Source organism: Dyadobacter sp., from assembly GCF_039919315.1.
In the GTDB taxonomy this organism is placed as follows: Bacteria; Bacteroidota; Bacteroidia; order Cytophagales; family Spirosomataceae; genus Dyadobacter.
In genome coordinates this window covers 52,551-77,819 of the sequence record NZ_JBDSFX010000051.1, presented here as the reverse complement: position 1 = coordinate 77,819, position 25,269 = coordinate 52,551, and the positions used below count along the sequence as shown (strand labels likewise).

General features: G+C 45.6%; 12 protein-coding genes. 9 read left to right on the top strand and 3 right to left on the bottom strand.

Going from position 1 to position 25,269, the window contains the following annotated elements:
- The first annotated feature begins 2 nt into the window (after positions 1-2).
- From ABIO93_RS14010 to ABIO93_RS13975, 8 genes are all read left to right on the top strand, one after another.
- Positions 3-3,377 carry a SusC/RagA family TonB-linked outer membrane protein gene (locus tag ABIO93_RS14010; protein WP_348068633.1) on the top strand — a complete coding sequence of 1,125 codons (3,375 nt, stop codon included), beginning with the start codon at positions 3-5 and terminating at the stop codon, positions 3,375-3,377.
- Positions 3,378-3,401: 24 nt separating this feature from the next.
- On the top strand, positions 3,402-5,054 hold the full coding sequence (locus ABIO93_RS14005) for a SusD/RagB family nutrient-binding outer membrane lipoprotein (protein ID WP_348068631.1): 1,653 nt from the start codon (positions 3,402-3,404) through the stop codon (positions 5,052-5,054).
- A 289-nt stretch (positions 5,055-5,343) separates the two neighbouring features.
- Positions 5,344-8,748, top strand: a complete 3,405-nt coding sequence (locus ABIO93_RS14000) for a SusC/RagA family TonB-linked outer membrane protein (protein ID WP_348068629.1) — start codon at positions 5,344-5,346, stop codon at positions 8,746-8,748.
- Between the two features lie 36 nt (positions 8,749-8,784).
- Positions 8,785-10,428: a SusD/RagB family nutrient-binding outer membrane lipoprotein gene (locus ABIO93_RS13995; RefSeq protein WP_348068627.1), complete on the top strand. Its 1,644-nt coding sequence runs from the start codon at positions 8,785-8,787 to the stop codon at positions 10,426-10,428.
- Positions 10,429-10,539: 111 nt separating this feature from the next.
- Positions 10,540-11,814 carry a hypothetical protein gene (locus ABIO93_RS13990; protein ID WP_348068625.1) on the top strand — a complete coding sequence of 425 codons (1,275 nt, stop codon included), beginning with the start codon at positions 10,540-10,542 and terminating at the stop codon, positions 11,812-11,814.
- 30 nt (positions 11,815-11,844) lie between these two features.
- Positions 11,845-13,206 (top strand): PhoPQ-activated protein PqaA family protein, encoded by a 1,362-nt coding sequence (locus ABIO93_RS13985; RefSeq protein WP_348068623.1) that lies wholly within the window; start codon positions 11,845-11,847, stop codon positions 13,204-13,206.
- Between the two features lie 58 nt (positions 13,207-13,264).
- Entirely contained in the window at positions 13,265-15,043 is a 1,779-nt protein-coding gene (locus tag ABIO93_RS13980) for a metallophosphoesterase family protein (protein WP_348068621.1), read from the top strand.
- Between the two features lie 21 nt (positions 15,044-15,064).
- On the top strand, positions 15,065-15,913 hold the full coding sequence (locus ABIO93_RS13975; protein WP_348068619.1) for a glycerophosphodiester phosphodiesterase family protein: 849 nt from the start codon (positions 15,065-15,067) through the stop codon (positions 15,911-15,913).
- A 42-nt stretch (positions 15,914-15,955) separates the two neighbouring features.
- Here ABIO93_RS13975 and ABIO93_RS13970 read toward each other — a convergent pair whose 3' ends face one another.
- Positions 15,956-16,357, bottom strand: a complete 402-nt coding sequence (locus ABIO93_RS13970) for a DUF6855 family protein (protein WP_348068617.1) — start codon at positions 16,355-16,357, stop codon at positions 15,956-15,958.
- An 82-nt stretch (positions 16,358-16,439) separates the two neighbouring features.
- Entirely contained in the window at positions 16,440-17,726 is a 1,287-nt protein-coding gene (locus tag ABIO93_RS13965) for a hypothetical protein (protein WP_348068615.1), read from the bottom strand.
- A gap of 141 nt (positions 17,727-17,867) precedes the next feature.
- On the opposite strand from ABIO93_RS13965, the gene ABIO93_RS13960 reads away from it, so the two are divergent.
- The gene (locus ABIO93_RS13960) at positions 17,868-19,100 is read left to right on the top strand and encodes a DegT/DnrJ/EryC1/StrS family aminotransferase (protein WP_348068613.1); all 1,233 of its coding nucleotides are present in this window, start codon (positions 17,868-17,870) and stop codon (positions 19,098-19,100) included.
- Between the two features lie 13 nt (positions 19,101-19,113).
- Here the strand turns inward: ABIO93_RS13960 and ABIO93_RS13955 are convergent, their stop codons facing one another.
- Positions 19,114-25,149, bottom strand: coding sequence for an alpha-2-macroglobulin family protein (locus tag ABIO93_RS13955; protein ID WP_348068611.1), 6,036 nt, complete (start codon positions 25,147-25,149; stop codon positions 19,114-19,116).
- Positions 25,150-25,269: the final 120 nt, after the last annotated feature.

Here is a 25,269-nt window from a genome sequence, read left to right as displayed (position 1 = left end):
CCATGAATAGTATGAATTCAGTTTTTACATTACGTAAATTTTTACTGCGCACACGATTTGCCATAATACTGGCAGCGGTACTCGCCTCAGCAGCTGAGGCCCAGTTGGTGAAAGGAAAGGTTTCCTCCAAAGAAGATGGAACGGTCATGCCAGGAGTGAACATTTTGATAAAAGGTACACAAACCGGTACCACATCGAATGCTTCCGGTGACTATTCGATCGATGTAAGTGGTGGAAATCCTGTGCTTGTGTTCTCTTTTGTAGGTTATGTGCAGGAGGAAGTAGCCGTGAACGGCAGAAGCGTAATCGATGTGGCCATTGTGCCAAGTGCCGAGAATTTGAGGGAAGTGGTTGTTACCGCCCTTGGTATTAGCCGGGATAAACGCTCTCTGGCTTACTCGGTCAGTGATATTAAAGGGGAGGATATAGTAAAAGGTGGTAACCCCAACCTGATGAAGTCGCTGGATGGAAAAGTGAGCGGTGTGAACCTTACGAGTTTAAGCAGTGATCCTACTTCTTCCGTGCTGGTCAACATCCGCGGAACTACTGCCATGCCTACCACCGGTGACGGTGGTGCCAATGTGGCCATTAAAGGTCAGCCATTGTATGTAATTGATGGTATCCCTGTTGGTACTCAAACATTTACTTCCAAAGACGGTGTGGATTTTGGCAACATCCTTTCTCAATTGAATCCGAATGACATTGCCTCCATCACGATTCTGAAAGGCGGTAGCGCGGGTGCATTATATGGTGCAGAAGGTGGAAATGGTGTCGTGATGATCACGACCAAATCCGGAAAAGGCGCGAAAAAAGGACTTGGTGTATCTTTCTCGACGATGGCGACTGTTGAAAAACCGTATCAGTTTATCGAAAGCCAGATGGAATTCGGCCAGGGAGAAAGAGCTTACGAATGGCAGTATGATAACACCGACACCTGGGGGCCGAAACTAGACGGTAAGTTTGTGTCTGACTATTGGGACATTAAATCCAAAAGCTGGAAGAATGGTCCGATGACGTCATCCAATGAAAACCGCGTAAAGGCTTATCTGCAAACCGGAACCACCTTTACGAACAACATCGGCGTTACCGGGAATTATGACAAAGGTTCTTTCCGATTGTCATTGTCCAATATGACCAACAAAGGCGTGATGCCCAATACGAAGACACAGCAGAAATCGGTCAATTTTAATTCGCAATACAACATTACTAATCGCCTGACGGTGTCCGTCAATGCGAGCTACATTAATACTTTCAATCCCAATAAGGCCAACACGACAGGTTCTAACAGTGTGCTGAACAGTTTGCTGTTTAACATGCCAAGTAACCTGCAACCGCTGAGCGATATGAAAGATTATTGGCTCGATGGATTCGAAGGTTCGAAACAGAATGGCGCGATTATGAAAGACAATGGGGTGGATGTAGCTGAAAATAACCCTTGGTGGACGACTTACGAAAAAATCCACCGTTTTGGACGTGATAATTATTTCGGTAAAATCCAGCTCAACTGGCAGTTTAACGATCATCTTTCCCTGCTGCTTCGTACCGGTATGGAAAACGTAAAAGAAAACTACGAGCTCAGGAAATCCTGGGGTGAAAAAGGCGATGCAAACGGACAGTATGTTTCTGGAACTAATAGCAGCATTGAAGCCAATACGGACGCTATCCTGACTTACAGCAAAAATTTTGGTAAACTTTCCTTGACAGTAGCAGGAGGGGGAAACTATCGTTACACCAATTCCAACAGCATGGAAATTACTGGTGGTGACCTTAATTCTCCTTCCTTATTTACTTTGGCCAACATTAAGGCCGGAACAATGACCGTAAAAGGTGATCCTTATTCAACAGGGAAATCGATCAGTGCTTACGGTACAACTACCATAGGCTGGGATGACAAATTTTACCTGGACGTAACAGGGCGCAACGACTGGAAAGGAATCCTGGCGGAAGAAAAAATACATTATTTCTATCCGTCCGCTTCTCTGAGCTGGCTGGCGTCTGAAACATTCAAATTTCCTGAGGCGTTTAACCTCGTGAAATTCCGGTTAGGCCTGGCGGATGTGGGTAATGGTCTTACCAGAAGAAGGTCCATCGATACATACAGCTATGACGCAAGTCCATGGGGCGCTATCAATACGGTAAGCCTCAATGCCACGATCGTGGATCCGAACCTGAAAGCACAGCATTCGGTCACACAAGAGGCAGGTATTGATCTTTGGCTGCTTCGCAATCGCATCAAGTTTGACTTTACCTATTTTATTAAAGAACAAAAGAACCAGATCGATAACATTCCGCTGGTGCAGGGAACGGGTTATTCAGGGTTGCTGACTAACATTGGTGACGTGCAAAGCAAAGGTTACGAATGGGGTATCACCATTTCTCCGATTAAAACGAAAGACTTTTCATGGGATATATTCGGAAGCTTTACCCACTACAAGGCGAAAATCACCAGACTGTCCGACAGTTTTGCTCCAAACGGCTATGTGTTTGCCAGCTACGACGGAAAAACTAAAGTGAAGATCGCCCAGGGAGAAACCATTGGTAATATCTACGAAGAAAATCCTGTGATCAGGGTTAAATCAGGGAAATATGCAGGTATGGCGCTTCTGGACGGTGAGCAGGGCAAAATTCAACAGTCGTCTGACGAAAGAGATCGCGGGCAGCTTGGAAATTATAATCCAGACTTTATCCTGGGGCTGAACACCACATTGCGCTACAAGCAGTTCACATTGAACATGGTGGGTAGTTTGAGAAAAGGAGGCAAGTATGTATCTGTAAATCAGCAGTATCTGGAATCAAATGGCCGCGCGATTACGACGCTGGGCTCAGGAGATAATAACCCAATGTGGCAGGGAGGCCGTGACGCGGAACATGGTGGTATGGTTTGGCCGGCAGTAGGAGCCAGCCAGTACGAGGCGATCAATGCTAATAATGACGACAAACGTTCTGATTTTCAGGATGCAAGTTATGTAAAAGGAGTGTTTCTGAACCCTGCCTACGAAGGTAACCCGGAAGACGCCAAAGATTCGGACTACATTGTAAACGGTGCTGATCCCAGCAATACTTTCTACGATTTCCCTTACAATGGTTATGGTGATATTATCTGGAATTTCACTTCCACCAGAACTTACGATGCGACTAATTTCAAAATGAGAGAAATTTCACTGGCCTATACATTGCCAGCCGGCTTGACGAGGATGTACAAACTCAACAATGTAACGCTTGCGCTGGTTGGAAGGAATGTTTTCCAATGGAACAAGTCAGGCCGTCACGAAGATCCTGAATCTGCATTCAGTGGGGTCGGAACCAGCCAGGGTGTGCTCAGGGCTACTTTGCCAAGTATCCGTTCTTATGGGTTCAAGCTCTCTCTTGATTTTTAATTCAAACTCTCATTCTGAAGCAATATGAAATCGATTATCAAAATATTTACACTAGTCACCATCGCAGGGCTTTTCTCCTGCAGTGAGGATGAATTGCGAACATATGATTCACTACAGCAAAAAGACGCAGTGGAATCAGTGAACGACCCTTACCTGTTGGCATCCATTATCAAAAAAACCTCATTGTTTTACCAAAAAATGGGGTACGATAACCGGATGCTGCCCGGGGCAGTACAGCATATGGAAAGTAATTACCAGAGCGGTGATAACTTCTACTCGGGATTTAAAGCGCCAGTGAATGATATGTACATCGCGATGGATATCCTGAAACTGATCGACGGCTCCGTCGGTCTGGCGGAGACGAGAGGTTCCAAAACACATCAGGGGATTTTCAAGGTATTCCGGGTGCTTCTTTTTTCTTATATGACCGATTTTTACGGTGACGTATATTACTCACAGGCACTGAAAGCGAGAGAGGGAATTCTTTATCCAAAGTATGACAAGCAAACCGACATTTACACAGGCTTGCTGAAAGAACTGGACGACGCCAATGCATTGATGGACGCAGGTACTGAACCCATTTCGGAATCTTACGACTTGATGTTTGCAGGTAGCAAAGATAAATGGAAGAAGTTTTCCAACTCGCTGAAATTGAGGTTGCTCATGCGCGCCTCTGCCAAACTTCCCGATGCTGGTGCCAAGCTTACTGCATTGCTTACGGCGCCTGTATTCACGGACGCTACCGACAATGCCGCTATTTCTTATATCGGAACCGTTGGCGGAGATAATAGTAATTCATGGACCGGCGGGCCGCTGAACTGGGGAACGATCGACAATTTCGATACCAGAAGACCTTCTAAAACATTGATCGATAAATTAACCGAACTCAATGATCCAAGAATGCAGGTATGGTTCGCACCAGTTGAAAAACCATGGACCAGCGACCCCGCAAAAAATGGCGTAAGTTTCTCAACCACAGATCCCAATGGTTATACTTACACTTCGACCTGGGAGTACATCAACCGTAAAAATAAAGACATTGCAGCATACGCCACGAAGGATATCCTGATCGACTCGAACAAAGTATATGTGGGTTTTATCGCAGGAATGCTTGCCGACTGGAAAAACGGGAACGGACATTACGACATTGCTGCGGGTGGAACCGTAGGGAATTTCAAGGTGTCGAAATTCTCCAAGCTATTTAGAGAAAATAAACATGCATTGCTTAAAGCCATGATTATGAACAGCGACGAGGTTCAATTTAATCTCGCTGAGGCAGCTGCAAAAGGCCTTATTTCAGGAAGCGCGGATGCTTATTACAGAAAAGGGATCACCAATTCGCTGGTTCGCTGGGGTGTAAGCCAGGATGCGATAACGAAATATCTGGCACAGGCCGCAATAGCATTGCCTGCTGATAAAGCAGGTCAGCTGGCAAAAATCGCGGATCAGAAGTGGATCGGTTTGTTCCTGGTTTCCTCCGAGGGCTACTTGGACCTTCGCCGCACAAAACTGCCCAATATCTTCAATAATGGCAGATTAAGCGGGTTTGCGTTCCCGGAACGCTATCGTTATCCAGGTAATGAACTGGGCCAGAACAAAGCAGCATACGACCTGGGAGTATCCTCTCTCACGCCCACAGTGGACGATCAATTTTCCAAAATGTGGTTAATAAAATAGTTTGACCGGGTTCAGGCAGGGACAGTAAAAACGACACCCTGCCTGAACAAATCATGTAGCCCCTCCCTTATTGTAAATAATAGTTTTGAATAATTTAAAAATGAGGTACTTACGATAGTACTTAAGTGATAATACCAAGTAATGTAGATAGCATTAAAAGGGACGGGTAATCATTTACGCTGTATAGATTCTTAGACACTAGTTATATAAGCTTTTCGGGCTGTTAAATTCATTAATTAGCTCTGTTTCAGTAGTAATGCAAGTGACAATCACCTTAAACTTAAAACTTATGCATCCAAATTCTATCATTGGCATACGACGAATACTATGGTGTTTGCTCGTATTGGTATTCATGGCAATGCCTGACTTTTCGCAGGCTTCCGGCGCGCCCAGACTGGACAAGACTATCAAAGGTAAGATCACTGCTAAAACGGATGGCTCGGCCATGCCCGGCGTCAACATTATCCTGAAAGGTACACAACTCGGTACCTCGTCCGATGCAGCGGGGAATTATTCAATTTCTGTTAGCGAACAGGGCAAGCCGGTATTGGTATTCTCTTACATTGGCCACGAATCCCAGGAAATTACCGTTGGGAATGAGTCAGTTATCAATGTTGCATTAGTGGAAGCCACTGAAACATTGGGAGAAACCGTGGTGACAGCCCTCGGCCTTTCCCGTGAAAAACGCTCCCTGGGCTACTCAGTGGGCGAAATTGATGGTAAAGACATCAGCCGCGTAGCGCAGGAAAACGTTTTGAACTCAATGGCCGGAAAAGTACCGGGTGTGACCATCAGCTCAACCGGCGGAACTGGTTCTTCCGTGAGTATGATCATCCGCGGGGCTACTTCGCTAAGTAATGATAATCAGCCACTTTTCGTGGTAGATGGTGTACCCATCACCAACACATTGAACAACATCAGCCAGGTCGGTAATGACAACCGGGTAGATTATGGTAATGCGATTTCAAGCCTTAACCCCGATGACGTTGAAAGTGTATCCATCCTGAAAGGGCCGAATGCAGCTGCATTATATGGTTCGCGTGCAGGCCACGGCGTTGTGTTGATCACGACAAAAAGTGGAAGCAAAGCGAAAAAAATGACCGTGTCCGTCAATTCCAACACGGTTTTTGACCGACCTTACAAATACCTGGACATGCACTCCAAGTATGCGACGGGTATCCTTCCATTTACACCCGATAACAATCCTTACCCAGGCGGTATCCTGATGATCGACGAAGGCTCAGCCGGCGGTGTAGGTCCGGAGCTGGACAAAGGCTACAAGGCTATTCAGTGGAACAGTCCGAAAGATGCAGACGGTAACCCGATTCCTACCGAACTGATTTCGCATAAGGATAATGTGAAGAACTTTGTGCGCACGGGGATCACCACAACCAATGGTGTCTCAGTATCAAACAGCACCGATCTGGTTTCATACCGTTTGTCATACTCGAACATGACCAATAGAGGTATCATTCCTAATTCGGATCTGTTCCGTAACTCGCTTAACATGAATTCGTCCGTGAAGGTTAGTAAGAATGTTAGGATCAGTAGCAACATTGATTTCAGCCGAAATAACTCCAATAATCGCCCCGCTACCAACCGAGGTACCAACCCGTTGCAATGGGCGTATGCAGTATCTCCGCACATTGATATCAGGGACCTGAAAAACTACTGGGTGCCAGGTCAAGAAGGTCTGCAGCAATTGTCGCAGGGGCCGGGCGATTACAACAACCCTTATTTCCTTGCTTATGAAGTAAATAACAGCTTCGTTCGCGATCGCGTGTTTGGTAACTTGAAAGCCGACTGGCAAATCACCCCGCATTTGAGCTTGATGGGACGGTATTCTTTGGATACTTACCGCGAAGAACGTGAAACAAAGATCGGTAACAGCTACACCAATGATAGCCGCGGTGCCTATGGTGTTACGAATTTGTCAAGATTTGAACGTAATGCGGATTTCCTTGCTACCTATAAGAGAGACATAAGCGATTTCAGTTTTTCGATTTCGGCGGGTGGTAACTCACGTTATCAGAAAAATACAGACATCAGTGCTGCGACTAGAAATGGTACAGGTCTGATCATTCCGGGTCTTTTCACGATCTCCAACATTGCTCCGGCCAGTCTCCTCGCGGGAAATTACAAATCGGAACGCGCTGTATTCAGTGTGTATGGGTTGGCCAACTTAGGTTTCAAAGATATGATCTACCTGGACCTTACCGCTCGTAACGACTGGTCGAGTACATTGCCAAAAGCTAACAGATCATATTTTTATCCATCAGCATCACTTAGTTTGTTACTTAATCAGGCGTTTCACATGCCTAACCAGATCAGCCTGCTGAAGGTGAGAGGCGGCGTGGCCCAGGTTGGTAATGATACGGACCCATATAATCTGATTGGTACATTGGGTAATGCAGGTGCATGGGACGGGATAACCCGGCTAACCAAATCAGGAACTATTCTGCTTCCTGATCTGAAACCTGAAATCGCTAAATCCTACGAATATGGTCTGGACCTGAACCTGTATGCCAACAAGCTGCGTTTTTCAGCTACCTACTATCAGGTTGATAACCGTAACCAGATCATCCCCACCAAGCTTCCGGGATCAAGCGGATTTACCAATAAGAACATCAATGCAGGTTTGCTTGTCAGCAAAGGTCTTGAATTTACATTGGGAGGAACGCCGATCAACAAAGACGGATGGAGATGGGATATCAATGCGAACTGGTCGAGAAACCGCACAACGATCAAATCGTTGTCGGAAGGACTTGATTTCTACACTTTGTGGACAGACGCAAAAGGTGGTGCCTGGACTTATGTTGGAGAAAAGATCGGAGATTTGTATGATTCGGAAATCGTGACTGTAAAAGACAAAACTTCACCTTACTTCGGCTATCCTATTTTGGACGAAAACGGATCGTGGCAGAGCATTTCAGCTTCTAACACCAGAAATAAGATCGGTAACTTCAACCCGGATTTTATTCTTGGAATGCAGACTTCGGTTTCCTACAAAGGTTTCAGCCTGAACATGACATTCGACTGGAGAAGTGGTGGTGACTTTGTATCGCAGACTTACCGCTATGGCGAGTCGGATTTGAAATCACAACGCTTCCTGGATAACCTGATCAATCCAAACGGAATGACTGGTGATCAGCTGAGAAACTACCTGGTGGACAATAACAAGGTGATTATCGAAGGTAACAAGTTCAACATTGTGGGTGGACCGACTGCCGAATATGGCGGGTTCCCGTTTGAATACGGTGGCAATACTTACAATTATGCCGTGTTTAATCCAGGGGTTATTGCCGAATACAATTCAGAAGGCGAGGTCACCGGTTATACTGAAAACCTTGGAGGTGCAGGGACCAAGTACATTCCTTACGGAGACAACTATCCATGGGATTTCACCCGCGCAGCTACATTCGACGCATCTTTTGTGAAGCTTCGTGAAGTGTCTATCGGTTATGATCTGCCAAGTACATTTGTGAAAAGAATTGGCCTGCAAAACGTAAACGTAGCCGTGTATAGCCGTAACATTATCTTGTGGACAAAAGCCAAGATCGGCATAGATCCTGAAATGGCATTCCAGCAAGAATCCAATCGTCAGGCTGGAACGCAGTTCAAGCAAGGAATCGAGCGGTACAATGTAACTCCATGGGTGATGCCTATCGGTTTCAAACTTGGTCTAACATTCTAACAACTGTCATATAGTCTATTTTAGATAAATAAACTCATGAAAAAATTGATCAAAACTTCCATTATATTTCCGTTGCTGCTGACGATGCTGATCTTCTCTTGTAAAGATCTGACGGAACTCAACGAGAATCCGAACGGCGTAGGCCCGGAGAGCGTAAACCCCAACCTGGTGATGCCTACGGTGCTTACTGAGGCTGCAAAAAGGTATGTAAACCTGGGTTATCAGGACATTGCAGGGGTCGTGCAGCATACACAGAAAGATGCCTGGTCGAGCGGCCATAATGACTACGATTGGGGTGGAAACCAGAGCTGGAACGAATACTATGATATCCTGAGAAACAATGATCTGTTCTATAACAGGTCTGTTGAGCTCAAATTTGAGTTTCACCAGGGAGTTTCCCTTGTCATGAAATCTTTCGTTTTTGGATTGATCACTGATCTTTGGGGAGATGCTCCTTATACCAATGCACTGAAAGGAGAAGCAGGCGCTTTGGGCGACATTTTGCCGGCATTTGACAGTCAGGATAAAATCTATGCAGGCATTATCGCCGATCTTGAAAAAGCCAACACATTGCTTTCCAAATCCAAAGCCGATTACGAAGGTATTGTGGATAATGTAGACGTGTATTATGGAGGCGATCCTGCGAAATGGAGGAAAATGGCTAACTCATTGCTGCTGCGCTACTATATGCGTTTGTCTGCAAAACAGCCTGATATTGCCAAAGCAGGGATCGAGAAAATTGTAGGCAATGCTGCCATGTATCCTATCATTACGTCAAGTTCAGAAGATGCGACCATGGGTTTCCCTGGTAATAGCGAAGCCGATGCGTGGCCTGCCAATGCGGTGATTGATGCAAGCGGAAGCAACTACCGTCGTATCAAAATGTGCGCGACATTGGTTGAGAAATTACAAACTTTGAAAGACCCGCGTCTGGGTATATGGGCCAATAAAGTGGAAGTGCCATTGGTAGTGGACGCTACACAGCCTGCGGGAACAGATAAGATTGTGAACGGCAAAAGGATTTTGTCTCCGGATAAAGTTAAAAATGCAATGATAGACACAGATCCTGAATACGTTGGGCTGCCACCAAGCTTCTCCGCGTTGCCATCCGCTTATAACCTGAATCCAACACCGGGGCAGACTTCTTTTAACCCGCACGTTTCTTTCCTGAACACTATTTACAAAGCTGCAAAAGGACCATTACTTAGGGCCCGGATGATCTCGGCAGCGGAAGTACATTTCATTCTGGCAGAAGCAGCATTGAAAGGCTGGGCTGCGGGTTCTGCGAAAGATCATTATGAGGCCGGTATCAAAGCATCGATGGATACCTGGACAGTAGGAAGTTTCTATGCTACTTACATCGCCACACCTGGTGTAGCTTTTGATAAAACCATCAAACAGGTTATTGAACAAAAATGGATCGCCAGCTGGACTGCTGCGACCGAAGCCTGGTTTGATTTCAGGAGAACTGGTTTCCCAGATCTGAAAGCTGGCCCTGCTGCAAAAAGAGAAGTACTGCCGGTTCGTTTTTACTATATGCAGGATGAACTTCGCATTAACAAAGCCAATGCAGAAAGCGCAGTGAGCAAGCTGGAAATCACCAGTTATTCACAGGCTGATAAAGGAAATAGTGCATGGTCTAAACCATGGCTGATACAGGGAACTGCTAAACCCTGGTAATATCTTTTTTGGTGGAGTAATTGAAACCGGGGCTGTCTATGTGTACCGACAGTTCCGGTTTATTTTTAAAACGCACAGAATTTTTTGAAATGAATTCCTAAACCCTTTACAATGAAATCAAGACTCCTGCTTTTTCTCAGCCTGTTTTTCATTATCCCGCAAGTGATAAGCGCTCAGCATTTCAGGGCTGCTGCTGCTGTCAGGATCATCACGCCTGACCCATTATTGCCGGTTTCGGGCGGGATTGGGACGCCGAAAAAATCGACTGAGAAAAATGGTGATTTGTATGCAAGAGCGTTGGTACTTGAAAAAGGCAATGTCAGAATTGCCATTGTGAATGTGGATAACCTGGGTTGGCCGGCAGCGCTGGGCAACAAGTCTAGGGCATTGATTAAAGGTATCGCCCCCGAAAATGTATTGATCGGAGCCACGCATACGCACAGCGGTCCCGATGCTTACGGCTTCCCCAATGAGAAAGGAGAGTCGTTCGCAGACCTTAAATATCTTGAACATTGCACCCGACAAATCGCGGATGCTGTAAATGAAGCAGTAAAGAACCTGGAAGACGCCTCATTGAAAATAGCAGTAGGCGAAGCCAAGGGCAAAATCGCTTACAACTATTACGCAGACCAGCTTTACGATCCCCGTTGCGGTGTGATACAGGCAATAGCGACATCGGGTGCAAAAAAAGGGAAAGCGATCGCCACATTAGTCAACTATGCGATCCATCCGGAAGTGATCGGTTCGGGAAGAGGGATTTTAAGTCCTGATCTCTGCGGGCCGCTTTATGACCGTATCGAAGCGCAGGGAGGTGGTATCGCGGTGTTTATGAATGGTGCGCAGGGCGGAATGGTCACTGCCGATAACCGTTTGGAAAATGGCAAGGAGGCAAGCGACTGGAACGAATGCAAAAGGATCGGTGAGCTACTGGCTGATGAGGCGCTGCGGATCGTGAAAGACGCTCCATTACAGGAAAACCCTCAATTATACTGTACTGCAAGAAAGATCGAATTTCCGGTAGACTCCGAAATCATGCGGTACATTTTGAAAAAATCACCCATTAAAAATAACATGGCCGGCGAGAACCGGATCGCAACGCAGCTCAACCTCTTGAACATTGGTACAGCCCAGGTACTGAGCATTCCCGGAGAAGCGTTACCTAACATCGGTTTCTATGTAAAGCGGCACATGAGTACGAAGCAACCGTTTTTGTTCGGACTAACCAATGATGCATTCGGTTATATGCTAACTAAAGTTGATTTCAACAGTTTCAAAAGATACGACTATGTGAGCCGGACCAGCCTGGGCGAAATGACCGGGGAAATTTATATGGAACAAGCGCTTAAATTAATTCAGGAAAGCCCTAAACCACAAGAAATTAAATAATCTTAGCAAACTACTAAAAGCTTCAAATCTATGTCTTTGAAAATGATCAAGATCACGTTTAAATTACTGCTGATCCAGTTTCTGTTTGTTTTTACTTCTAATGCACAGAAAAAAATCACTCCTGAAAATGCACTGGAAAGTTATCTGAACAATGGTGATAAAAGCTTTAAGTGGGAGCTCAAAGATTCATTTAAACGGGATGATCTTACATTCTATAATGTGCTTGTTACTTCGCAAAAGTGGCGGGAATTTACCTGGACGCACCAGTTGACCATTATCGTTCCCAAAGACAACCAGCACGATGATGCATTGCTTTTCATAACCGGCGGCTCCAATGCGGACGGACTTCCGACTTGGAATGGTAAGAAAGACGAAAAAATGTATGCATCGCTGGGCGAAGTTGCGAAAACCAATCACGCGATTGTAGCATTGCTGAAGCAAACACCCAATCAGCCATTTTTCGGTGATTTAACAGAGGACGCATTGATTTCCTATACACTGCATAACTGGAAAAAAGACAAGGATTATAGCTGGCCGCTATTATTTCCAATGGTGAAAAGCGCGGTCAGGGCCATGGATGTGGTGCAGGAGTTTTCAAAACAAAAACTGAATCACACCGTGAATAAATTTGTAGTGACGGGCGCCTCTAAACGCGGTTGGACTACCTGGCTGACAGGTGCAAGCGACAAGCGGGTGGAAGCCATAGCGCCCATGGTGATCGATGTGCTCAATATGCCGGTAAGCCTTGATTATCAGATCAAATCATGGGGTGACTACAGCATTCAAATTGAAGATTATGTAAAGCTCGGCATTCCCCAATCCACGGGATCTGCGGATGGCGAGGCGATCACTAAAATGATTGACCCATATTCATACCGCGCCAAATTAACCATGCCCAAAATGATTTTTATGGGCACCAATGACGAGTACTGGGTGGTGGACAATATTAAAAATTACCTGGACAAAATCCCCGGAAACAGCATGCTGCATTATGTCCCGAATGCAGGGCACGACCTGGGCGATGGTGCACAGGCGATGCAGGCATTAAGTGCTTTCTTTGGTGCTACGGTTACCAAAAGGCCTTATACTGAATGCAAATGGACACAATCGGTGGCTGGGAAGCAGATTAACCTGGATATCAAAACCACTTCTGATGCATTAGTTGATGTAATTCTGTGGTCGGCCAGTTCTACGGACCAGGATTTGCGTAATGATACCTGGACGAGCAAAAGTCTGGGCATTAGCAGCAAATCCGCTGTAAAGGTGACTGAGACATTTCCTTCAAGTGGCTTCCGCGCATTTTATGTGGATTTGAAATACAAAACCCCGAAAGGAGATACTTATACAGAAAGTACCAGGGTTTTCCTGACCAATAGTAAAAATGTTCTTTAACGGTAAAGACGACAAAAAAGAAAGAGTAAGAATCGAAATAACTGAAAGATTAGCCCTGATGAAAATAAAAAATATGCTGCTGCACGGGCTGATGATGTCCGTTGTAATGATGTCGTGCCAAAAACAGGAACAGCTACCGGCCGGGACTGTAAAGGAAGTAGTGGACAGTACGGTGACGCGGTTTTACAAGAAGCTCACACCGGCACAGCTCGACACCATTTCGGATGCTTATGTGCTGGGATCTCTTAATGAGGAGGAGAAAGCAATACTAGCGACCAAATTCTGGACATTCGATGCCAATGTACCTGTGACAGTTTCTCTGATGCGGGATATAGATCAGAAAATATTGCCCTTCTGGTTGGAAAGCAGCGGTTTCAAAAAGACTTCTATGCAGGTAAAAAATGAAGAGTTTACCTACGAAGTCTGGCAAAAGAATTTCGATAAAGGTACGGTCGGGCTGGGTATCAATGGATTTGATATGCATCGGCCGGTGTATTTCATCAGCGTAGCCCCGCAAAATATAAGCGACAAACTTGAAATTACGAATGTCGCGCCCGCTGAATACAAACTGGATACAATGCGGGTTGGCGCATTTACATACCACGACTGGGACGGTCTGGTACTGGATGAAGTACCCGATGCTTTGAAAGGACAGGTGCTTTTCACGACGGTGCGTGGCAGGGCGCGCGAGGCGCATCTGGTACACGCATTCAGGACTACGGGTACACCCTCCTCCACACAACCCGATCAGGTAATACTGACATGGAGCGGTGATCCTAAAACCTCGGTCAATGTGCAGTGGAGAACGAATCCCGAAATCGCAACAGGAAAGGTAAAATACTGGGTTCCGGGAACGAAGGATACGGTTAGTACCGACGCATCTGTCTTTAAGATGGAGGACAGACTGTTGCAAAATGACCGGTACGTCAACCGCTTTACAACCAAGCTGAAAGGTCTCAAACCAGGTACAACATACCATTATGCGATAGGAACAGACCGTAACAAATGGTCGGTACCTACGTCATTTAAAACAGAATCCGCACAAAACGATGGTTTTTCATTTATATGGTTTGGTGACACGCATTACTCGCCCATTTGGGGAGATATGGCTCAAAAAGCCGTAAAACGCCATCCTGAGACGGCATTCTTTTCAATTGCCGGAGATTTGGTAAGCACGGGGCTGCACCGTGACCATTGGGATCAGCTTTGGGATCATAGCAAGAATGTGTTCACCAGCAAATCGCTCATGCCGGTTCCTGGAAATCACGACAGCCAGGACGGTCTGGGGGCGTGGATGTACAAGGAAATGTTCAGCTTACCCGAGAACGGCCCGGCCGGACAGCCGTCGGAAATGACGTATGCGTTTAATTATCAAAATGCCTTATACCTGATGATCGACGCTACCCTGTCGGTGCCGCAGCAAAGTGCCTGGGTTGAGGAAAAGCTAAAGACTTCTGATGCTAAATGGAAGTTTGTGATGTTCCATTTTCCTCCATATAATTTTGAGGAGCCTTATGATGAGATCAAAAAAGAATGGGGTACCCTTTTTGACAAATACCATGTGGATATGGTCATGAGCGGACATATGCATTACTACCTCCGCACGAAACCCCTGAATGCCGACAAGGCTGTTGCCACGCCGGCACAAGGGACCATTTACACGATGTCGATCAGTATTCCCGGTAAGCAGGTCCGTTGGCCGGATGAGGAATATGCATTAGTTCGCTACAAGGATGGTCCTCTTTACCAACACATTACCATCAATGGAAATACATTATCGTATAAATGTTACGACCCGGAGGGGAATGTGAAGGATGAGCTTATCATTACCAAATAGTTTTCAATAATTTCAATCATAATGACCAGGATTACATTACCCGCTATTCTCTTATTTTTTGTTGTTTGTCAAACCCACGCACAAAAGCAGCTTGATCCTATTAAAAAGGACTTCCTGAATCCTAATTCAAAAAATATACTGGTGGCATCGCATCGTGCGGTGCACCATCAATTTCCAGAGAATTCAATACCCGCCATTCAGGAAGCCATACGCCTTGGTGTCGACATTGCTGAAATCGATGTGAAAGTCAGCAAGGACGGTATTCCAATGCTTATGCATGACGGGAAAGTCGACCGGACGACGAATGGTAAGGGTAGTTTTGAAACACTGACGTTTGAGGAACTGCGCAAACTGAGGCTGGTTTCTAACGGTAAGGTGACGGACGAAACTATTCCGACGTTGGAAGAAGCCCTGAAAATTGCCAAGGGCAATATCCTGGTCGATCTTGACCTGAAAACAGACCAGATCGATCAAGTGATAGAAGTAGTGAAAAAGATGGAAGCGACCGGGTTCGTTTTCTTTTTCGATAGTGACTATGAAATACTTTCCAAAGTAGATTCGGCTTCTAAAAAATTCATGATTATGCCCCGCGCGTACTCGCATGCGATGGCCGACTCGGCGCTGGTCCGTTTCAAACCGGTGGTAGTGCACATCGATTCGAAATTCTATACTCCTGAGGTGACATCTCTGATCAAAGGAAAGAAAGCGCGAATATGGATCAATGCACTCGGCCAGCCAGATGCGGAAATCAGAAAAGGAAAGGCGCGCGAAACGTTGACTGCTCTCACTAACCAAGGCGCTAATATCATCCAGACGGACGAACCAGAGAGGATGATCGCAACATTACGGGAAATGGGATTGCACCGCTAGGTTTAGTATTGCCATTCCGGTTTTCAGGCCGGAGTGTTGCTTTTATTTTGCCCTAATTTGATTGCCTTTTGCTTCATGGGTAACTTCCGCGAAACCCAGTTTTTCCATCAGCGGCGGTACATACATGCCAAAACGACCGCGCAACCCTTTTTTTAGACCGTACCAGCCACCAACGGGATTCGTTTCGGACCTTCCCCAGGCTTCCACCGTACCATCTTTGGTCGGCTTCTGCTCGTCGGCACTACCCAGATCCATCCAGTCTCCATGCTTTTTCAGCATTTCGTGTAGGTCCGCGAGACAGCGATAGTCATAGTGCAGCACGGTTTTGCCAACCGTGCATACCAATATCTCTTTTCCGTCTTTTACATCTTTATGCATTGTAAAGTCTGATGTTAAAGGTGGCGTTTTGAGTTGCCAGGGATGCTCCTTTGTTCCTTCTTCCATGTGCGTGGCGAATGTTTCTGGTTAAAAAACATCACCAATATAGCTGATTGAGCATCGGATCCAACGTCAGGGTTTGTCAAGATTACTCAAACCGACTGTTAGCTCCTTTCAGCTCCCCATGAGAACTAACTGCCACCGCTGTCAAAATGGCGAACAAGGCCATTACAAAGAGAAAATTAACAACCCACCGGTTCACGTTCAGGCCACGGCTACTAAATGATGGCTGAAATTTATTGATCAGAAAACCGATAATGATCAGATTGACAATGTAGAGGTATTGTTCGATGCGGTAAAGGCTCATAAAGGCGCAGGTAATCAGCAGACTGTAAGCAGTATACAAGCCCAGATTTCCAAAGAAAAACACTTGTAATGCTTTCTCGTCATATTGCAGTAGCTCACCCTGTTTTGAGAAATAGTACTTGTAAAAACTCAATCCTGCAAATGCAATAATCAGCAGGAATGCCACCCACTGTACATATGTGGTAATGTGAGCTGCATCGGCAAACTGGTCAAAACCTTTGATGATCCCGATCAGCCGTTCGGTTCCAAAAGATTGGTCCCATACGAAAAATGGAATGAGTAATGTGAGGATGGCCAGCGGCGCGATGATACTTCTTTTGCTGACCGAGTCGCCTGAATCCGCCCATTCAGAGGTGAACGTGCCGTAAGCCATTCCTGCGCCTCCGAAAAATCCGATCGAATACTCCATGACATTCCAGAAGTTGAATTTGACACCCGAAACGCGACCCATTACCTGCAGGAAATTACCAAATGCAAACCCAAATCCACCTCCAAGTCCTGCGAAAATGGCTACCCGTATTGCGGCATACTGTTTGTTCCTGAGCATAAACCAAAACATCGCTACCGTCATACCGAAGCAGGCAGCCCAGGCCTCAGACCGCGGGGGTGTCATAGTCCAGCCGAATTCTTCGATCAGTAAGTAGTAAAATATTATAGCCCCGGCAGTCATCTCGATAATCAGCTCGGGCCATTTAACGGGCTTTTCTTTGGTAGAAGCTAGCGTCAGGCCAAACAATCCGCCACCAATCAAACCGAACAGCCCGCCGATGACGAACAACATCAAAAATCCATAGTAAACATTTCCGAATTCCAGCCCTCGTGCGTAGCCCACCACCTTTCCATAACTGATAATGCCGCCTATTCCCCAACCAGCCGCAGAAGCCAGCGTCAAATGAAAAGCCTTCGCGTACCAGTCCTTTCTTTTGGCAAGCAGCACAATGATCAACCCTCCGATTCCTCCCGCCCAGGCGGCGCCCTGTTCATGACCAAATTGTCCTCGGATTGCCCAGGCAGTACCGAGCGACATCCCTGCAAGGAGCAGAGAATAAAGTAATTGTCTGTTATTCATTGTAAAATGCGGTTGTAGGGGTTATGGGCTAAATACTTTTTCATCATGAAAACGGACTATAATTTTCGCCCTAACCTGAGAAAATAGCCTGAAAAAGATTTTGCCTAGTATAAATGAAAACATGATCACAGCGCAATACTCATGAAAGCAATGGAGATGGACCAGAAACTGGCAATTAACGGAGGAGATAAAACAGTCAATAAGGCTTTTCCATGGCCTGTGTACGACGAGGAGGAAGTGAATGCTGTTGCTGAAATTGTGCGAAGCGGTAAATGGGGCAACCCGGACTGCGGCGATCAGGTAGCAAAGTTTGAAAATGAATTTGCCGCTTACTGCGGAAGTAAATATGCGATAACGTGCGTCAATGGTTCCGTTTCATTGCGGCTGGCACTGATAGCCTGCGGCGTGAAGCCCGGTGACGAGATCATTGTGCCACCTTATACCTTCATTACGACTGCTTCATCGGTTATTGAATGTAATTGTGTACCGGTGTTTGTCGACATTGATCCTGAGACTTACAACATCAGTCCAGCCGCGATTGAAGCCGCGATTACACCCAGGACCAAAGCCATTATTCCTGTTCATTTTGGAGGGCTGGCTTGTGATATGGACGCGATCATGGACATTGCAAACCGTTACGGGCTGAAAGTTATTGAAGACTCCGCTCACGCGCACGGGGCGGAGTACAAAGGAAAAAAACTGGGCTCAATAGGTCATGTGGGCAGTTTTAGCTTTCAATCTTCCAAAAATCTTACGTCAGGAGAAGGTGGCATTGTGATCACCGATGACGATGAATTGTATGCGATGATGCATTCATTGCGGAATGTGGGACGGATTGAAGGCGGGCAATGGTACGAACATTATAATCCGGGCTGCAATTACAGGATCACGCAAATGCAGGCGGTGCTACTTTCAAATCAGCTGAAAAGACTGGAAGCGCAGACCCGGCGTAGAAACGAAAACGGCTTATATCTGAACCAGCTATTGGAAAATATAGAGGGTATCACGCCATTGCAGCGTAACGAATCCATAACCTTACATTGCTATCACATTTATATTTTCAAATACGATTTGGCAAAATTCGGAGGGTTACCCAAAGACAGTTTCGCTGAAATGCTGGCGGCTGAGGGTGTGCCTTCCTTTAAAGGTTATCCACAGCCGCTGTATCGGCAGCCGCTTTTTCAAAACAAGAACTTCATGTGCTATGCGATCCCGGAAAGCGCAGACTACAGCCAGGTGAACTGTCCCGTTGCTGAGCAAGCATGTAGTACCGACGCTGTCTGGATTTTACAGCATGCCATGTTGGGGGACCGGGAAGATATGGATGCGTTTGCAGAGGCTATCAGGAAAATTCAGAATGCGGTTGCCGCGTAGATTTTTCCACCTCCTACTTCTTCACCACTTTAATCCTGACACCCTCACTATGAGCCGAAAATTCCGGCGCATACATGCATTGAATGCTGGTGATACCGTTGCTGAAATCTCCCTCGTGCGTTACAAAGAGTGGATATTCAAATACATAAGTACCCTTTCTTAATGCACTGAAAAAGAAATTGGTACTTGCATCTTTCGTGCTTTCGTAGTAACCAAGCCCGTCCTGCCATTTAAAACCACTCAGTACATTAACGGGTTCCAGACCGGACGCACGCATATCTTTCATGTGGACATATTCCATGTCTCTGTCCGCACGCAGCTCTACGCGCACTTTTATTTTATCACCAACGCTCAGCATGTCTCCGTTTTTGACTGGGGAAAGTACCGGGCCGTTGTCAGAATTTTTTTCCAGAAACAACTTCTTCGAGAGTTTCAAAGGTGTTTCGGCCATTGAAATTTTGTCAAGATCTTCAAAATACTGCCAGTAAACTGCGCCCCAGCCAGGTTGGCTTAAAGTCCCTTCCTTTCCACTGGTTACAATTTGAATGTTGCCCATTTCAGTCTTAACATCGGCTGCCTCAATGATTTTTTTGAAATATCCCGTCCCTGTTTCCGCTGCCTGGTCGTTCTGTTGCAATGTAGTAGCTCCCAGTTTAATCGTCACCGCCGGTTCTTCGGACAGCCAATCTGATCCGTTCAGCAGCAATGCATAGCAGGCCTCCGCGGTGGCTTTGGTGCTTTCCCAATTATTGGTTTGCTTGTTTTTCAATAACCATGTTTTGAGGTCATTGACAGTTTGGGCATTATTTCCTATTTCCTGAAAAGCCTCGATCAGCAAAGCCTGCCGCTCTATCGGAGCTTCATACCACCACCAGCCGCGCTGGTTGCTTTTCCAGTACATTCCCAATTCTTCATTGTTAATGGCAGTTTCTTTCAATGATTTCAAGATCGATTTCGGGACAATGGTTTCCCCCGTTCTGTGCAGCGACAAGGCAGTTAATCCCTGTAAATATTTGGATTGGCCTACCCATGTCAGCTTAGCCCTTTCACGGTAATAGTTGTATGCTTTCACCATTTCTGCCGGGACTGGTAACTCCGGAAAGAAGCTTCGCATATATAGAAACTGCAACTCAAAAGGACCGGGTACGACTTCTTTCAGGTTCGCTTTCGATTTCACAAGCCGGTCATAATCTTCCTTAAACAGTTTACTGAGATAGGGAACCGCCTTTTCAAGAATGTTATTGATCTTTTTTTTATGCTCTTTGGGCAGCGCATTGATTTTTTTCAAATGTCCGATTCCTGAAACAATGTACTGGGTCATGTACCGGTCATCTGGTCCGCCTTTGAACCACACAAAACCACCATTGGAACTTTGCAGTTGTACGAGTTTGTCCAGGCTGGTCGTCAGTTCGTTGCTCATTCTGACGAGATCAAATAGCAGGGCAATGTTCTTTTTTTGCTCAGCCTCCGTTTTGGCAGCCAGTACCCACGGCGTTTCTTCCAGCAATAACGATTTTAGCTCTTGGTTTTTTTGCAAATTACTCATCAGCGCAGTGGTGTCTGTGGTGCGCCACTTCTCAAAAACCTTGGCAATGCGAGGGCTGCTGCCTGCGATATGTGTTGCGAGCGCATTCGCATAGTACCTGTTCCACGTCTGTTCCGCACATTCGTAAGGGTATTCCATCAAATAGGGCAATGCCTGAACCGCATACCAGGCAGGATTACTGGTATATTCTACGGTCAGCGATTTACTTTTCAATGTTTGCGAGCTTCCAGAATTGAGCAGTTTTTCGAACTTGAAATTCCGGGTTCCCGCGCCGCGAGTCGCTATCGGCAGGCTTTCCGTAACCAGCATTCGGTTGGACAGCACGGGCAAAATGTTCTCTTCTCCGTCCGACAGGTTGCCCGATTTGGCCACCACCCGCCAAGTGACCGCTTTGGTGTATTCTTTTGGTATTTCAATCGGAAAAGGTATGGTACTGCTTTGTCCGGCTTGAATTTCGAAGGATTTCTCGGCTACTGCATTCTTGAACAGATCATTGATGCTCAGATTCGTCTCTGAATCCATCAATTGAAGCGAAACTGTACCAGTCAAAGCATGATCAGTCAGGTTTACGACTTTCGCGGGAAAGCCCAGCTGATCGCCTTCCCTCAGAAAACGCGGCGCATTAGGTTGTACCATCAGCTCTTTCTGGGTTACTATTTCCTTGCTGCTATATCCCAGTGCAAGGTCTTTGGTATGTGCCAGCGCCTGAAATTTCCACCGGGTCAATGCCTCGGGCATAGTGAATGAGAATGAAATGTCCCCATTTTCGTCGGTTTTCAGGTCTGGGAAAAAGAATGCGGTTTCGTTGAAGTTTTTGCGGATTGAAGGTGCGTTTTCAGATTGTTTTTCAGCTTTTTGTTCTGGTTCCTCTGAGCGGGTCTTACCCGCTATTACTGCCGATTTTTCCTCCATCGGTGCTGACATCGGTTCAGCGTACATGATGCCATCTTCTGTCGTAACGCCTTTTTTACTAACAGGGTTGCCCGATTGCATCATCATCCTATTACGCACATTCCTTCCACCGCCACCTCCGCGTGCATAATTTATGAGAGAATATGCACCCAGCAACTGATCATATCTCTTGTCAAAGCTCTTGTAAGAATTGAACGATAAGTCGAGTATTTCGGCATCCTTCGAAACAAAGTTTCCGGCACCATTCCACGGGGCTATATCCGGAGAAACTGGCCAAGGGTTGGGCTTCGTCCATTGATGCTGATAAAATTGGTCGAGCGACGCGTCGTACATGCCAGCCAGCATTTCCGCAGCAATTTTGTCTTTTTTGTAACCTGCTATCCTGATTTCCCACGTTTCCTTGCTGCCCGGCAATGTTTTGTCGCGGAATGTTTTATACGTGATTTTTAGATCTTTATTCGTCCATGGAACTTCGATCACTTCCTGATGCTGGTAAATGCGGTTGTGCTTCACAAACATGTAGGAAACTCCAAATCCGCCGCGGTCAGCTTCTGTCGCCGAGAAATTCAGCGTTTTTTTCTGGTTATTCAGGTTGAAATACCAATATTCCTTTGATAGCGGTTTTTTATTGGAATTACCTATAATGAAAAGATCATCAGCCGAAGTCGCCAGGTGGATCGATGTCGTTTCGCCTGGTTCAATGGACGAACTGCTTCCTATTTCCAGATATTGGGGTTGTAGAAGTTTACTTCCTTTAGGATCAGTGAGCTCAATGTATTTCACATCGCTAACTTCTTCGTTGTTTTCATCCTTTGCATTGATTTCAATCTTATAAAAACCCGGTTCGAATTTATTTGTCAAAGGGAATCTCTGATTTTCGGCGGGCCGCGCGGTTTTTTGAGCCACTATATCCTGTTCTGGCCAGGTCTCCATTTCAGTTTCATCATTGTATTCATCGTTCGGAAAATGAGTTACGAATTCGGTTTTAGTCATGACAAACAGATCCGGCCGCTCCCAGTAACGTTCGCGGATCAATCTTTTTTCGGGAATCAGCCTGGTGATTTTAACATTCAGCTCGGAGGAAACAAATTTCCCGTTCATATTTTCCATGTGGACGGACAGGTTTTTAAGACTATCGGCTGCAAGCTTTTCAGGAATGTCAGATTTTAGGATAACTGATTTGTAGCCAACCGAAACGACCGTTTCTGCGCTTCTGGTCTCACCATTTGAATCTGTCACATTAGCATAAATGGTGTAATTGAAAACCGGATCGAGTTTCTTATCCGTTTTTTTATCCGGTAGTGCTACGAAGCTGACATCAAACCGGCCTAATGCATCGGTTATCGTCTCGCCATGTGCCAATTCCTGACTTTCGCTCATCAAAGGCCGGTTCCACCATTTATACGAACGCCCGTAATAAGGAAATCTCGCATTCCGCACCACCCGATAAGACACTTTCGCGCCGTCAATCTGGTTCCCTGCGTAAGCCGTGGCTATGCCCGCGATTTTAATAGTGTCATTTAGTTTGTAAGAATTGTTCAACGTATCGAATTGCACCAGGAATTTGGGTCTTTTGTATTCTTCCACTTGAAAGTGAACCGTATGCTCATCGTCTGCTTTGATAGAGAATTGTCCGTTTAATGTGCCTTGTGGAAGTACAAATGAGCCTGAAAAGCTTCCGTATTCGTTGACAGTCTTCGTTACCTTTTCAATGGATTCACCATTTGCGTCTTGCAGAACAATATCAATTTTTCGCTTTTGGTCTTTTAATACGGCATTGCCTAAGCCCACTAGTCCTTTGTAATAAATAGTTTGTCCAGGGCGATACAAACTTCGGTCGGTGAAGAGATAAATGGATGTTGTTTCATTACTTGTGGCGTCGTTACTTTCCTCATCAAAATAGAAAGTGGTAATCGGATCCTCAGTAAAAAGCTTATCCTTTTCGTGCGTAATTTCCAGGATCTGGTCGTCTACTCTTTTGTTCTCATCAATGATTTTATTGCTGAAATGGCCACTTTCGTTTGTTACGTAATGAGGCCCTTTTTCTTTTTTGTAACTCCTTGATTTATAATCATAATTGCTTAGCCACACTCTTACACTTGCTTTCGCCAGCGGTTTGCCAGTATCTCTGTTTAGTACAAAGTAATCGTCCTCTTTTCGCACGTAACTGATGTTACTGACATACAACACTCTCGCGCCGACAATTGCTTTGTTTTCACTAAAATCGCTATTTGAACTCGCGAGCAGTACATATTGACCTACGGGCAACGCATCCACTTTTATCTCGACAGCATGTTTCTGGTAATCTTTCGTATTAGGCAGGTTTTGCTCCCAGTTTCTGATTGGTGGAGCTTTTACCAATAGTTTCCAGGTTTCACGGATATCGTTTTGCCGATTTTTGAAACTGATCTCATCCGTGTACCTGATAAGTCTGAGATACAGTTTTGTGAAGTTCTTAAACTCTATAAAAGCGAGAAAAGGCTTGTCTGGAATGTTGATACTTTCGACTGAAAATTGAAGTTCTTTCTGCCGAAGCAAATTCAACAAATTATAGGCATTATTACCGCCTTCTGTGTCCGGGTTTTCTTTTGTGATTTTTTCGCAAATTCTTGCCGCTTCTACCAGTTCAAGGCGATTGGTAGTATCTCCACTGACCTTAAATGAACTACCACGTTCTTGATACCACGCTGCTTTTAAAAACCACGCATGCGCGGCCGCTGGCGTCGATTGGTACTGTTCGGCCACTTGATTGATAGCCATGAAGTAAAGCTCATTAGCATCTGGATGAACAGATTTTTGCTTCACATATTGGATCCTTTGAATGTCCGCATCGATCAGCGCGTCAGGTTGCGGATCGTTAATATGAAAAGCAATTAACCGCTGGTATAACTGTAATGCGTAAAATTCGAGCGACGTGGAATCCTTCGTTTCAAACTTCCGGTGAATGAAATCAGCCGCCGGATCAAATGCGGATGCGGTGTTGATTTCAAATGCATAGGCAGGTTTCTTAATGTTCCGCTCGTCTGACGAAAAGTAGGGGAGCGCCGTAAAAACAAGCAGATCATAAAGCGTGGGGCGGAGCTTTCTTACATTACCTTTCGTAATAATCGCCTCATACTGTTCCAGTTTGGTTTTTTTCAACAGCGCATCATGTTGAATGGACGCGAGATATAAAGCCGTTATTTTTTGATGAAAATCTTCCGTTCCCCACGTACTGACATCTTCCTTGGCATAACCCGTAGTGGCAGTCCGGTTGTACAATTGCCAGCGAATGTTCTCGTAATAATGATAGTACTGGGACGCGAGCAGGCTTGTCAGAATGGATTTTGCTGGTTCTGCGGCTGCTGATACTTCTTTTTCAAGCTCCCGGATAGCGGCAATGGCGTTGTCCTCCTGATTTTCTGTTTGCAGGCTGATCATAAAAACAGCCGCCTTGATCACCTGGGCGTCCTGTTTTTCATTTTTAGCAAGCTGGTAGATCTTTTTTACCTCTTCCAGGGCAGACTTGGGCAAGCCTTTTGTTTGATAAGCCTCAACGGTTTTCCATTGATTGTCATAAGTTTTGATAATATTCTGACCACTAGTGTGCATAGTTAAAAATAAGATAATGAGTGTAAGTAAGTAGCCGAGTGGCTTTGGAGGTATTTTCATTGTAGCCAGATGAAGAAATGTTTCAGACAATAATAAATGTAAGCGAAACGGAGAATTTAT

Bases quoted from the DNA above. Each gene is read 5' to 3' on its own strand.
- ABIO93_RS13975 (WP_348068619.1), top strand. From the start codon at position 15,065: ATGACCAGGATTACATTACCCGCTATTCTCTTATTTTTTGTTGTTTGT.
- ABIO93_RS14005 (WP_348068631.1), top strand. From the start codon at position 3,402: ATGAAATCGATTATCAAAATATTTACACTAGTCACCATCGCAGGGCTT.
- ABIO93_RS13985 (WP_348068623.1), top strand. From the start codon at position 11,845: ATGTCTTTGAAAATGATCAAGATCACGTTTAAATTACTGCTGATCCAG.
- ABIO93_RS13990 (WP_348068625.1), top strand. From the start codon at position 10,540: ATGAAATCAAGACTCCTGCTTTTTCTCAGCCTGTTTTTCATTATCCCG.
- ABIO93_RS13970 (WP_348068617.1), bottom strand. From the start codon at position 16,357: ATGGAAGAAGGAACAAAGGAGCATCCCTGGCAACTCAAAACGCCACCT.
- ABIO93_RS13995 (WP_348068627.1), top strand. From the start codon at position 8,785: ATGAAAAAATTGATCAAAACTTCCATTATATTTCCGTTGCTGCTGACG.
- ABIO93_RS13960 (WP_348068613.1), top strand. From the start codon at position 17,868: ATGAAAGCAATGGAGATGGACCAGAAACTGGCAATTAACGGAGGAGAT.
- ABIO93_RS14000 (WP_348068629.1), top strand. From the start codon at position 5,344: ATGCATCCAAATTCTATCATTGGCATACGACGAATACTATGGTGTTTG.
- ABIO93_RS14010 (WP_348068633.1), top strand. From the start codon at position 3: ATGAATAGTATGAATTCAGTTTTTACATTACGTAAATTTTTACTGCGC.
- ABIO93_RS13965 (WP_348068615.1), bottom strand. From the start codon at position 17,726: ATGAATAACAGACAATTACTTTATTCTCTGCTCCTTGCAGGGATGTCG.
- ABIO93_RS13955 (WP_348068611.1), bottom strand. From the start codon at position 25,149: ATGCACACTAGTGGTCAGAATATTATCAAAACTTATGACAATCAATGG.
- ABIO93_RS13980 (WP_348068621.1), top strand. From the start codon at position 13,265: ATGAAAATAAAAAATATGCTGCTGCACGGGCTGATGATGTCCGTTGTA.